This is a genomic window from Formosa sejongensis (assembly GCF_033447105.1).
Lineage (GTDB): Bacteria > Bacteroidota > Bacteroidia > Flavobacteriales > Flavobacteriaceae > Formosa.
The window spans coordinates 215,127-228,981 of record NZ_JAWQUN010000004.1 but is presented as its reverse complement, the minus strand read 5'-3'; the positions used below and the strand labels follow the sequence as shown (position 1 = coordinate 228,981).

General features: G+C 33.5%; 10 protein-coding genes. 2 read left to right on the top strand and 8 right to left on the bottom strand.

Going from position 1 to position 13,855, the window contains the following annotated elements; genetic code table 11:
• Positions 1 to 122: 122 nt before the first annotated feature.
• The 8 genes from R6X41_RS06755 to R6X41_RS06720 all read right to left on the bottom strand — a co-directional run bounded on the left by R6X41_RS06755 (position 123) and on the right by R6X41_RS06720 (position 11,912).
• The gene (locus R6X41_RS06755) at positions 123 to 1,619 is read right to left on the bottom strand and encodes a BCCT family transporter (RefSeq protein WP_318498657.1); all 1,497 of its coding nucleotides are present in this window, start codon (positions 1,617 to 1,619) and stop codon (positions 123 to 125) included.
• Positions 1,620 to 3,064: 1,445 nt separating this feature from the next.
• Positions 3,065 to 4,702 (bottom strand): sialate O-acetylesterase, encoded by a 1,638-nt coding sequence (locus R6X41_RS06750; protein ID WP_318498655.1) that lies wholly within the window; start codon positions 4,700 to 4,702, stop codon positions 3,065 to 3,067.
• A gap of 345 nt (positions 4,703 to 5,047) precedes the next feature.
• On the bottom strand, positions 5,048 to 5,515 hold the full coding sequence (locus R6X41_RS06745) for a hypothetical protein (RefSeq protein ID WP_318498653.1): 468 nt from the start codon (positions 5,513 to 5,515) through the stop codon (positions 5,048 to 5,050).
• 245 nt (positions 5,516 to 5,760) lie between these two features.
• Positions 5,761 to 6,153: a hypothetical protein gene (locus tag R6X41_RS06740; protein ID WP_318498651.1), complete on the bottom strand. Its 393-nt coding sequence runs from the start codon at positions 6,151 to 6,153 to the stop codon at positions 5,761 to 5,763.
• A gap of 1,264 nt (positions 6,154 to 7,417) precedes the next feature.
• Entirely contained in the window at positions 7,418 to 7,864 is a 447-nt protein-coding gene (locus tag R6X41_RS06735) for a KTSC domain-containing protein (RefSeq protein WP_318498649.1), read from the bottom strand.
• A gap of 797 nt (positions 7,865 to 8,661) precedes the next feature.
• Positions 8,662 to 9,975, bottom strand: a complete 1,314-nt coding sequence (locus tag R6X41_RS06730; protein WP_318498647.1) for a DEAD/DEAH box helicase — start codon at positions 9,973 to 9,975, stop codon at positions 8,662 to 8,664.
• Between the two features lie 5 nt (positions 9,976 to 9,980).
• On the bottom strand, positions 9,981 to 11,321 hold the full coding sequence (locus tag R6X41_RS06725) for a DEAD/DEAH box helicase (RefSeq protein WP_318498645.1): 1,341 nt from the start codon (positions 11,319 to 11,321) through the stop codon (positions 9,981 to 9,983).
• 306 nt (positions 11,322 to 11,627) lie between these two features.
• Positions 11,628 to 11,912: an EF-hand domain-containing protein gene (locus tag R6X41_RS06720; RefSeq protein WP_318498643.1), complete on the bottom strand. Its 285-nt coding sequence runs from the start codon at positions 11,910 to 11,912 to the stop codon at positions 11,628 to 11,630.
• A 245-nt stretch (positions 11,913 to 12,157) separates the two neighbouring features.
• Here R6X41_RS06720 and R6X41_RS06715 point away from each other — a divergent pair, with 245 nt between their 5' ends.
• On the top strand, positions 12,158 to 13,183 hold the full coding sequence (locus tag R6X41_RS06715) for a sensor histidine kinase (protein ID WP_318498641.1): 1,026 nt from the start codon (positions 12,158 to 12,160) through the stop codon (positions 13,181 to 13,183).
• Positions 13,176 to 13,847 carry a LytR/AlgR family response regulator transcription factor gene (locus tag R6X41_RS06710; protein ID WP_318498639.1) on the top strand — a complete coding sequence of 224 codons (672 nt, stop codon included), beginning with the start codon at positions 13,176 to 13,178 and terminating at the stop codon, positions 13,845 to 13,847. The genes R6X41_RS06715 and R6X41_RS06710 overlap by 8 nt, the downstream gene beginning before the upstream one ends.
• The last annotated feature ends 8 nt before the right edge of the window (positions 13,848 to 13,855 follow it).

The following is a 13,855-nucleotide window of genomic DNA, read 5'->3' as shown; positions in this document are numbered from 1 at the left end:
CATATTGTAATTTGGTTGAGGTGTTTGTCTTGCCATCAGGAGGTAAAAACGGGTTTATGTTCTAAAGTTTAGGTGCTATTTAAGGGCACTGTAAAGGCTTAAAACAAGGTTGTAAGAAGACATTAATTTGATTTTTTCAATCGTATAACATCTTTCAGAAAGACGACTATCATAACGAGGATAAAAAAAGCAAACGGCAAAGAGGTTATAATTAACAATTTAGACACGGTTACTAACACATCAATATCGGGCTTTACATTCCCCAGAAGTACTAATGCAATGGTGGCTAATAAAATAAACACAGACCAGATTACACGGTGCTTTTTATTGGGATCTTTAGACCCTTTATCTGTAAACATACTCAGGACAAAAACAGCAGAATCTACAGAGGTGACTAAAAAACTAATAAGCAATAAAATGGTTGTGAGATTTAAAACCGCGGCAAAAGGATAATGCTGAAAGAATACAAATATGGAAGAGAATACATTTCCAAACTCATTAGCATAGGTGTCCATCCCTTCAATAAGCTGAAAAGCCGCCGTTCCAAATACCGAAAACCAAAAGAAAGTTCCCAGCGACGGAATAATTAAGACGCCCAATAACAATTGGCGTAGTGTGCGTCCTTTAGAGATCCGTGCGATAAAGATGCCTGTAAAAGGTGCCCATGCCAACCAAAAGGCCCAGTAATAAAACGTCCAACCGGTTAAAAAAGAGAGTCCAGGATTGTAATCGCCTAAAGCGAGACTCATAGGAATAAAATCTATAATATAATGAAACGTACTTTCTGCAAATGCTGTTAAAATCCCTAACATATCACTTGTTACAAATACAAAAAGTAAAATAGCAAGCGTAATAATAATGTTTAATTTAGAAAATAATTTAATGCCTTTATTTACACCTTGCCACGCAGAATAACAGGCAATGCACGAAATACCCACACACAATACTAATATTGTGGTTACGCCTAATTCTGTGTTAAAAACATGATTCAAGCCCCCTTTAATTTGTGTGGTTCCTAAACCAATCGCGGCTACGAGTCCGAAGACGGTGGTGACAATGGTAATCACATCTACCGATGTTCTAACCGTCTCACTTTTTATTTCATCTTCTATTGTTGCACTTATACGCACATGTTTACGTTTTACAAAAAGTGCATACCCAACAACCATGGCAAAGAGCCCGTAAAATGCCCAAGCCGTTAAACCCCATTGGTAAAAGGTGTATTCTAACGCTAAGGTTTCTGCCGACAAACCTGAAGCGTATGGCGGATGTTGTTGCATAAATACAGGTTCTTGCACGGCACGCAATAAAATACCAGATCCCATACCGGCACTATACAACATGGCGGTCCACGCCCAAAGGGAGTGTTCTGGTTTCGAATTAGGTTTCCCTAATTTAATGGTGCCTAACGGAGAAAACGCCACAGCCAATACTAAAAGCACACAGCCTAAACCGAGATACAAATAAAAATAACCGAAGTAATTACGCACCCATAAAGACGCCTGCTCAATCGCGTTGTAACTAGATTCTGTAGCAAAAAAGACAAGTAATGTACAGATAAAGATTATACTTATCGAAGCGATTAGGACGGTATGTTTTTGTAGTGTTTTTACGATCAAACTCAGTTTTATTTGAAGTAAAAACAGTAAAAAGTGAAGATTAACACCAAAATGATGAATATTCTTAGCCTAATAATACCTAAATCTCTTAGATTTTTAAGAACCGGTGTTAGTTAATTTTAATTGGATTGTTAGTTATATATATAAAATCAGGATTGATTTACAGATCTTCTTACAGAATTACTTCACTGAATAATTAAGTGGATTTTAATTGTGTTTTGTTGTAGTAATTTTGCTGGTAACTGGCTTTATTGTTGGAATAATGGAATGTCTAGTGAGACCCTGAAACGAGTTCGGGTGACGAGAAATTTTATAAAGTATTAGAGATAATCAATACATATAGGTTATCGAGCGAAGTCGAGATATGACTAAAAAGGGCTTTTCGACTCCTGCTTTTAATTGATATGCGTCATGCTGAACTAGTTTCAGCATCACATAACGTCTGAATATCTAGTGAGACCCTGAAACGAGTTCAGGGTGACGAGCGATTTTACAAAGTACTAGAGATAATCAATACATATAGGTTAATCGAGCAAAGTCGAGATATCATATAAAAGGCTTTCGACTCCTGCTTTTAATTGATATGCGTCATGCTGAACTAGTTTCAGCATCACATAACGTCTGAATATCTAGTGAGACCCTGAAATGAGTTCAGGGTGACGAGCGATTTTACAAAGTACTAGAGATAATCAATACATATAGGTTAATCGAGCAAAGTCGAGATATCATATAAAAGGCTTTCGACTCCTGCTTTTAATTGATATGCGTCATGCTGAACTAGTTTCAGCATCACATAACGTCTGAATATCTAGTGAGACCCTGAAATGAGTTCAGGGTGACGAGCGATTTTATAAAGTATTAGAGATAATCAATACATATAGGTTAATCGAGCGGAGTCGAGATAGCATTCATAAAGCTTTAAACGCCACTCAAGCAACCTGTTATCATAATAAATACATGTTGCAAGAATCACGGGTGAGATACTAAAATCTAAGATTCAATGGTCTTAAATAAGTTCTAAATGTTGGCATTAAGGGTTATCGAGCGGAGTCGAGATATCATATAAAAGGCTTTTCGATTCCTGCTTTTAATTGATATGCGTCATGCTGAACTAGTTTCAGCATCACATAACGTCTGAATATCTAGTGAGACCCTGAAACGAGTTCAGGGTGACGAGCGATTTTACAAAGTATTAGAGATAATCAATACATATAGGTTAATCGAGCGATGTCGAGATACCGTTCATAAGGCTTTCGACTCCGCTCAAGCAACCTGTATCATAATAAATAAATGTTGCAAGAATCACGGATGAGATAATGAAATCAAAGATTCAATGGTGTTAAATAAATTCTAGATATTAGAGTTAAAGGTTATCGAGCGGAGTCGAGATATGATTTAAAATCGTGTGGTAAACATGTTTATTTCGAAACACAAATGTATTGCTGTTAATCTATAGTTGTAAATACATATGTAGGCAACCCTTCTTTATTATATAAATTAGCCCCTTCTGGATTAGGAGACCAAGCATATCTCACTTCTACTGGTTTTGAAATATCTTCATGCCAAACCTCTACTTTATTAGTGCCTATAATTTCTGCATTTGCCCATTTCCACTGCCTGTCAGCTCCACAAATTTGAAAACGTTTTAACGGTTCATTTACCTCAATAGTGGGTTCTAAGAGATGCTTTTTACCCGTCATTAAGCCAGAACCAACCTGATCGAAAGTAATGATAAGCTTATTGCCTTTTACTTCTGATTGCTTATATAAAGGGCCACTATACACAAGGTCTTTTTCGTAAGCCTGACTCAAAGCCCATAATGAAAGTCTTTTCCCTACATCTATTTTGTTTTTAGGATGAATATCTTTTGCTTCGCCAATATCGTTTAACACTGCCATGCCTGAGTTGGGTATTACATCCAAAGCAAGTCGCATTTGATTCTGAATAATAACCCAACCATCTACCTCTTCTACGGGTTGTTCTATTGGGTCTTTATAATTTGCTAACTGACAGTATAAAAAATAAAAATCTTTCTGATTCCAAGCTTCACGCCAAGCCTCTACCATGGCCGTAAGACGTATCGCATATTGTTCGGGAAGATTATCCCCATTACTCTCTCCTTGATACCAAATAGCCCCTTTTATGGCATAAGGAATTAAAGGATGAAGCATTCCATTGTACAAGGTTGAAGCTGTTTGCTTATTCCTATCGGGATGTTCCTGTTTTCTTGGTTTAGAAGGTTCTTTTTCTCCCTTTGCTTTTGCGTTTTTAACTGTTATTTCCCACTCTGCAAGTTGCTTTTGGTATGTGCTATCAACCTTTTCCTGATCCCATAAAGCCAGTTCGTCTTTATAACTGTCTAGTTCTTCTATATAATAATCATTGAGTATTGGTTTACTTTGATAGGCCTGTATTGGCATCCATGGTTCTATTTTTGTTCCACCAAGATTACAGGCTATAATCGCTACAGGAACTTCTAATTCACGGCGCAATTCACGACCAAAAAAATAACCTGTTGCACCAAATTCATGTACCGGTCCTTTCACAGCTTTAGACCACGTACCTTTTCCTTCGTTATTTTCTTCAAGAACATTAAATTCCTTACCTACCCTAAATTGGCGCAATAGCGTATCGTTTGCAGTATTTTCCTCATTCCTCAAGTACTCTGCAATGGGTTCATATACAGGTTCGCGGGCTTCGTCGGTAAGCATTCTGAAGGGGCGGTACATGTTAGATTGTCCTCCGGCTAACCAAACCTCACCAACTAAAACATCTAAAATTTTAAATTCAGTGCTTTCACCATTACGTTTAGATGATATCGTCATAATACGCGATTCGGAAGAAGCTGTCATGGGCTCTAAATCAATACGCCAATTTCCATTTACATCTGCTTTTACCGTTTTACTTTGCCCTGCAAATACAACCTCAATTATAGCACCTGCTTCTGAAGTTCCCCATACTGGTACATTTTGATTACGCTGCAAAACCATATGATCTGCAAAAATACTGGGCAGGGTTAACTCAAATGCTATACAGTTACTTGTTAGCAATATTCCAATTACAATTAAAACGATTCTATTCATACTAAACTTCTTATGCTTATATTTTCTAATTAGTGTCCCATATAAAATGGTCTTTATAAAACTTACTTATTTCATTGTCCATTCGGTCTTTCTTAATGGCATAAAACACCAATACACAACACCTATATACCATACTCCCAAATATAAGATTTATGTAACTTATATGCTGTATATTTTTTATAAAATAGAGTAGATCGCATGCTATATTATTAAGCTACTGAACCCCTAAACCACCTACCCAAAAGTTATCGTTTTAATTACAAACCCAAAGCAACCGGATTCGTGAACACCATATTCAGCTCTGGCCTATCGGCGAGCCGAATACTTAGTTATTGTGTATAGTATTTATTTCATTATTATTTCCACCTCATTCGGTTTCAGTTTTTTTTCTGCTAAATATTTGTCAATACTGTCATTGGATTCCAATTTCAGATTGGTTTGAGTTATTTTAAATTCTGATATAGAGTCATTTTTTAATTTACATTCTGCAAAAACATAATGTTTCCCAAATCCTCCTTGAACATATGAAATTCTCCAAATATTATTTTTCCTAGATAATAGGCGTAATTGTCTTCTTGGAGCAGAATCGTAAATTAGAACGTCAGTTTCATTATATTGCTCATTTGGGTTTGCTATTTTAAAGTCGTTTTTAAGAACTTTTTTTAAAGTCAGATTAAGTAGCTCAGGAATAGAATCTGTCGTCTTAAATTCCGTCCAATTTTCAACTATTTCAATCTCTTTTTTCTTTGTTTCAGATTTTTTGTCTGAACAACTAAATGTTATCATTAATATAGCGAACAGGAGTTTTTTCATATTATGCACAACAATAATATATAGCACACATGTGCTATATACACTCAAATATAAGATTTATGTAACTTATCTGCTTTATATCTTTTATAAAATACTAAGGATTACATGGTGTAATACTAAACCCCTAAACCACCTTCCCAAAAGTTATCGTTTACCTTATAGACGCCAAAGCAACCGGATTCGTGAACACCATATTTAGTTCTGGTCTTTCGTCGAGCCGAATACTTATTTATTGGCATTAGTTTTTATTTTTTAGTGGTTTGTTTCGAATTGGTAAATACTATATTATTAAAAAAACTGTTGAAATGATTTTCAGCTGTTTGTGTTTTTACTTTCAGAGTATCATTTTCTGTGCTATAATCAACAATTATATTGTCGGATTTAGAGAAATGTTCTAATTTAAAAGAAACCATTTTATCAATAACTTCAGAATATTCATAATTCTCAAGCTCTTTCTGATACAGATTATTAGATTCTAAAAATTCTTTTTTATTAGCTAAATTCCAAGCTTCAATTCCAATTTCCAAAGTATTTTCAAAGCTTAATTCAGCAGGAAGTTCTTTGTCAAATTCTTCCACAACTTTATAAAGCATTTCAGAATATTTCTCCCCTTTATTTTCTATAATTATTTCTTTCATTTTTAGTTGGCTTATTTTCGATTATTCTTTTTAAACTAATCTATTTCTATTTATTGTTCGATTTTGTTTAATTACTGGCAACACTAATAAATAGCACACATGTACTATATACCAAAATATAAGATATATGTAAAATAGATACTATAACATTTTTTATAAACCTGTAAAGATCTTACAGTATGTTTACCCCACTTAAAAACACCGAGAACCGATAAGAATACAAATATTTTTATGCGTTTTAGTCTCATACACAACTTCACACACGCTATACCACTTACAAAAAAAATATCGTTTTCCCCATAGACGCCAAAGCAACCGGATTCGTGAACACCATATTTAGTTCTGGCCTTTCGTCGAGCCGAATACTTAGTTGTTGGCAAATCGTTTTATTTTCATTCTTCTAAATTCTTGCTGTTATCAACAATTTCTGTTGTTTATTAACCAATTTATTGTTAACTACTTGTAGATAAATATTATCGATTACTAAAGCATTAACAATAGATTTTAACTATATTTGTATTATTGATATACATTAAACTAAAATTATTTTATTATGAAGCAATACCAAAATAGGTCAGTGCCTTTAGACCTTTATGTTAAGGGAATTTAATTTTAATCTTTTGAAATATTGAAAAATATTGAAAAAAAAAGACAACCTTGGTGGATTGTCTATGATAAGGAGATAAAGCTTGGTATTAAAACTACAATAAGCATTATCAAAACTTGGTTACTCTAGTTTTTACCTCCTCTGACCAAAGTGGCAGAGTGTAATTATTTAATTATTTAATTATTAAGTTTAGAAAAGTCTGTTGTTCGAGCAATAGGCTTTTTGCTTTTAATAACATGGTAAAAGTAATCTATATACTGCTTATTTACAAATAATATCTCTTGTTTAACGTATATCGGAATTTATAGGAGCTTTATTTAAACGTACTGCTTTTCAGTCCGAATTAATGTTTTAATTAAATAACGCCTTATGAATAGTGTTTGTTTTAAAAGACCAATAGCGTTTCCAAATATGATATTGTTTAATTCTATGATTGTTATTTTAAAGGTATTACTATTTCATTAATATTAGAAATACGAAAACTGTACGCTACAATAATTTATAGACCTATTTCAACATTTATTTTTTAAGATATCTTGTCATAACAGATTTTAGTGTATCCCTATTTCAGGAAAGATCGCCCAATAAAAAAAGCACGAACCTCTATTGAGATTCGTGCTTTTATATATGATCTAGTATGTGCTTAAAACAGGCGTATTATGCTGTTTCAACCATACGTTTCGATTTTCTATATGTATATTTAGGAAAAATGCTACGTTTTGCAAAACGAGTTATTTTATCACTATTAACCATTTTTATATATACTGGTTTAGTTACACCAAAGTATTCGTAAGTCTCACCATCTAAAAAAGTAACTTCTAAAACTAAACTGTTCCACTGAAAATCTGCAACACCAGAATTAATAGTTTCGTTATACACGTCTTTGTTAGCTTCTCTCGTTTCAGGAGCAATGCTTACAAGAAAATGATAACCATCTGTAATTTTACGTGTTTTAGCTTCAGCTTCTTCCACTAACGGATCTCCTGCTTGAAATTTATCTGGATGCCATTCCTTAGCAAGATTGCGATACTGCTTCTTTAAAGTCTTTAAATCTGCATCTTTTTCAACCTCAAAAAGTTTTCTGTATTCCGTTATGCGTTTCATATTCAATTATTTTTTGAAGGCGCAAAAGTACATTTTAATTTTATAGTATGCATCATCTTTTTGAAATAAAAAACAACTAATAATCAGCATGTTATATTACTATTATCTTACTGTTAGTTTTTGGGAGTTAGTTGATAGTTGTTTGATGTACGGTATTGAGTTCAAGTGTTAGGTGATGGATTTAAGGTTATCGAGCGGAGTCGAGATATGATCTTGAAAGCTTTCGATACCGCTCAAGCTACCTATTATCATGAATAGTTATGCTACTTGTGTGATACTGAAACAAGTTCAGCATGACGAGACTTTCAAAATACCGTCACCCTGAATTCAGTTCAGGGTCTCATTATATAATTTACACCTTTCTAAAAATCTTGATTCTTGTATCTAACAGCGTAGCGGTCTCAAATCTAACATCTAAACACTTTTACCCTATATACTTATATATAAATGATTATCCAGCTACTTAGGAAGGCTTTCGACTCCGCTCAAGCACCCTATTATCATAATTTGATTATACACATGTTGATAGATATCAAAGATTCAATGATGTTAAATAAGTTCTAGATTTTAGAGTTAAGGGTTATCGAGCGGAGTCGAGATGTCGATTAGAAGGCTTTCGACTCCGCTCAAGCACCCTAAATATCATGAATAGTTACGCTACTTGTGTGATGCTGAAACGCGTTCAGCATGACGAAATTTTCATCGTAGCGTCACCCTGAATTTAGTTCAGGGTCTCATCATAATTATAATAAGTTACAATCTAATATTCTAACAGTCTATAAATCTAACAATCTATATTACAAGACATAAATACGAACTTTCTTCTTTTTAAGTCTTGAATTATTTAAAGTCGACACCAAATTATCTGCCATACTTTTAGGTACAGCGACAAAAGCACAGTCTTGTTTAAGCTCTATATCTCCCAATTGATCTTTTGTTAATCCACCTTGTTTAAAAAACAATCCTGCAATATCACCTTTCGAAATTTTATCTTTTCGTCCGCCAGAAATAAATAAGGTTTCCCAGAACTGAGGTTTATACGTTACTTTTTTAGAAATATCAATCGGTTTATCCTTCTCAATAAATTCAGGTAATTGCTCGTTATTCCATTTTAAAATATAAGCTGTTCCTTTTGCGTTTACACGCGCTGTTCTTCCGTTTCTATGAGTAAATTCCTCTTTTGCATGAGGTAATTCGTAATGAATAATAAAATCCAGTTCTGGAATATCTATACCACGTGCCGCCAAATCGGTTGCCAATAACACTTGACTGGTTCCGTTTCTAAAGGTAATTAATGCACGTTCACGATCTTTTTGATCCATACCTCCAGAAAAACAAGAATGACTGATTCTCTTTTTTCTTAAAGCTTCACTTACATTTTCTATACTATCTCTTAGATTACAGAAGACAATTCCTTGCTTATGTCCGATATGCAGCAATAAATCTATAAGCGTTTGTTCTTTATCTTGAGTTGGTGACACCACCGTTTTAATGGATAATTTTGAAGGTACTTTAGCATCCAAGAAATCAATAACTACAGGTTGATGTAGATTTACAAAATTCGGAATCTTAACACCTTGCGTCGCTGAGGTTAACACACGTCTTTCAACATTTGGTAATTGTGTTAAAATACCACGCATTTCCTCTTCAAAACCTTGTTCTAGCGATTTATCGAATTCATCTAAAATAAGATTTAAAATAGAATCTCTAGAAAAACGATTCGCACTAAAATGGTCTAAGATACGCCCCGGAGTTCCGATAAGAATCGCAGGCGTATGTTTAATTTCAATTTTATCTTTAGACATTGGGCGACCGCCATATACGGCATTCACCTTAAATCCGGTTCCCATTTCGCGAACCACTTGTTCTATCTGAATCGCTAATTCACGAGTTGGCACCACTATTAATGCCTGAATTCCTTCTACTTCAGGATCTAGCATTTTAATTATAGGCAATAAAAAGGCTAAGGTTTTCCCTGTTCCCGTAGGAGAAAGAATAATAGTATTTGTTGCGTTTTCAATAGCTAAAAGCGCATCTTCCTGCATGGGATTTAACGCTTTGATATTTAATTTGTTTAAAATATCCTGCTGTTCTTTTAAAATGTTTGCCATTGAAATTATTTATTTTTTTTCTTTTTAGACGTTTCTTCCTTTGTAACTACTGCTGAATTTTGAAGTATATATTGAGCCAATATTTTGTCGACTAATTCGTCTTTAGTTAAATGATGAAACGTAGTATGTATTTTATTTCTGAATGTTTCTGAAACATCGCGATTAGGCTTTGTTTTAAAAATTTTGTTTGCCCAAATTAAAGCATTGCTTTCCTCGATAGTCTGAGCATCTGCTTTCTTTAATTCGGAAAAAGAAATACCTAATTCCTTTTCAAAATCTGCTATATCTTTAACTTCTTCTTCCTGCAGAATAGTTAACGACAGTCCCGTTGCTCCTGCCCTAGCCGTTCTTCCACTACGGTGCACATAAGTGTCGTAAACATCTGGTAAATGGTAATTAATAACAAATGCTACATCTTTTACATCTATTCCACGAGCCGCTAAATCGGTCGCTACTAAAAGGTCTATATACCCTTCTCTGAATTGTCCCATCACACGGTCACGAATCCCCTGTGTTAAACTCCCGTGAATGGCTCCAGATGAGAATTTATTTATCGCTAAGTTTTTAGCCAATTTGTTAACCGCAGCTTTGGTTTTACAGAAAATAATTCCGCGTTGTCCTTCTTTTGACTTTAAGAAATGTAGTAAAACCTCTAGTTTTTCAATAGGTTCGACAACAATATATTGATGATCGATACCTTGATGACCAACCGTTTCCATATCTGCTTCAACCTGAACCACATGTTTAGACATATAATTCTGAATGAGTTGCTTTATGGTTCCAGGCATAGTCGCTGTGAACAACAACGTACGACGCGTTTTAGGAATTTCCTTGATAATAAGATCTAAATCTTCTTTAAGCGCACTCACCATTTCATCGGCTTCATCTAAAACGAAGTGAGAAATGTTTTTTATATTAATTGCATTACGCTTTACCAAATCGACCAAGCGTCCAGGTGTTGCAATTACAATTTGTGTAGGTGTTTTTAAACGTTCTATTTGAGGTTTTATAGGGATTCCTCCACAAACTGCAGCAATAGAAATACTTGGGCTATGAGAAGCCAAAGCGGTTAGATTCGCAAATATTTGCTGACCTAATTCGCGTGTTGGTGCTAAAATTAACGCTTGAATCTCTGTATTATCAGTATCTATTAATTGTAATAAAGGCAATCCAAAAGCTGCTGTTTTACCAGTTCCTGTTTTCGCTAAAGCCACAACATCTTTAGTTTCATTTAAAATTAAAGGAATGGTTTTCGTTTGTATATCTGTTGGGACAGTAATCTTTAAATCGGTTAAACTTTGAAGCAAAGCTTCTTGTATTCCTAATTCAGAAAAGGATTTTGACATATTGTAATTTTCTGCAAAGATAACTACACTTTTCTCGGGAATCCATGCAATTATGATTTATTCGGATTTCAAGGTTTTTATATCTGTAAAAAACGACTAAAGAGTCGTTCTTTTAATCTGCTATTAATGTTGTAACTCTCTTATTTCACTTAATAAAGTATTCCTAAAATTGTTTTAAAGCTCAAAAAAGGCTTGTCTTTTATAAAAAAACAAGTCTTTTTTGAGCTATTAATCTCTATACTTTTGGAGATACTATATGTTTTTCAGAATCATTTAATCTGGAACATAAGATCTCTAAATACTACTTTAATTTCTTGGAGGTTTATTACCTTTTGGTTTAGCTGCTTCTAATTCTTTAGTCGAGATATAACCATCCTCATCTGTATCGATATCTGTAAAATTTTCTTTTATAGGTCCTTTAACTTCATCTTTAGATAATTTACCATCTTCATCTGCATCCATTTGCGCCATTAATTCTGTTGCTGAAGGTGGTGTTTTTTTACCTCCTTCAGATTGAGCGCTTATAGATTGTGTTCCAAAAAAGCTTACAAATGCAATTCCTAATACGGTTTTTAAAATTTTTGTTGTCATAATTATTATATATTTTAGAATACAAAGTTCTGTATTAGTAACGTATCATTTTAAAGTTTTCAACGAGTGGTATTATCTTTTAAGTGAATACTCTAATTACTTTAGTGAAAGGGTAATTCTGTAGTGAGAATCCTATGTAAAATGGCTTCGTATTTATTTTAAATTACTTTAATTTGTGTCCTTCAACCTCTTAAAAGATAAATTTAAGGAACGTATTGAAGGTTTAATAAAGAGACGTATTACAGATGAATAAATTAAAACGCTTTAGTTCTCAGATTGGATTATTACTAATAATATGGCTTGTTTTATGGTCCGGGCAAAATTGGGTGGCTCATTTTTTACCACAAAACAGTTCTGCTTTTATAGCTCAAATCATATTGATTCTCTTTCTTATCTATTATGCAGCGCCTAAGTTTTTATTCACTAAAAAATATTTAGTCTTTATAAGTGTTTCCATTCTAGCGCTCATTTTGGTTTCCCTTATGACATCTTTTTTTACACCTCAAAATATAATGCCTTTTCCAGGACCTCCAGGATCTGGCCCAGCCAGGCAGCCAGGCAGACCTCCAGAACTATTTCTAACACAAGGTTTACTTATTGCTTTGGCTTATGTACTTGCAACTGTTGTTGAGGTTGTGTTTTATAATCAGAAAAATGAAGAGGCATTGATACAGAGTAAAGCTGAAAATTTAAACACAGAACTTAAACTCTTAAAATCTCAAATAAATCCGCATTTCTTATTTAATGCTTTAAACAATATTTATGCGCTGTCGGGCATCGATACGGGAAAAACCCAGCAGAGTATTAGTTATTTGTCTGACATGTTACGCTATGTGTTATATGAATGCGAACATGCAGAAGTTACACTTCAAAAAGAGATTGATTATATTGATAATTACATTAAATTATTCCGATTAAAGAGTAGTAAAACCTATCCGATTACTACAGCTTTTAATGTGACTAAACCTAATATTATGCTATCGCCTATGCTTTTAATACCGTATGTTGAAAATGCGTTTAAACATTCCAACATTGAAAAAGTAAAAGATACTTTTATTAATATTTCAATAGAAACAACTGAAAATACCATACATTTTAAAATTGAAAATAGTATACCAGAATCCCCTGTTAGCAAAGATGAATTAGGCGGAATTGGTTTAGAAAATGTAGAAAAACGTTTGGCTATTTTATATCCGAATACTCACGAATTAAAAATTACCACAATAAATAATACCTTTAGTGTGTCTTTAAAACTAGAAAAACATGTATAAGTGCTTAATTATAGACGACGAAGAATTAGCTAGGACCTTATTAGAAAGCTATGTTAAAAAACTTGACTTTTTAGAACTCGAAGGCAGTTTTGAAAGTCCCTTAGATGCTATGTCTACGATAAAAAGTAAAACTATAGATGTTATATTTTTGGATATACAAATGCCTGATTTAAAAGGCACAGATTTCGCAAAACTTATTCCCGGAGAAACTAAGGTTATTTTTACGACAGCCTATTCCGAATATGCGTTACAGGGCTTCGAACTTAATGCCTTAGATTATTTACTAAAACCTATTACATTCGAGCGCTTTTTAAAGGCAGTGAGTAAACTAAAATCTGAACCTACTGAAACCAAACTATCTGAATATATTACAGTAAAATCAGGTTACGATTTACATAAAATTAAATTAGAAGACATTAAGTATATTGAAAGTGATAGTGAATATGTGGTATTTCACCTAGGAAGTCGAAAAATAATGAGTTATCAGACTTTAAAATCTCTTGAAAAATCGCTACCTAAGTCTATGTTTTTAAGAGTACATCGCTCTTACATCGTGAATTCTAAAAAAGTAACCGGTTTAAAAGGACGCGATTTAATTTTAAATGAAACCATTATTCCTGTAAGCGATTCGTATTACGACACCGTAAAAAACACCTTATTCTAATACTTATT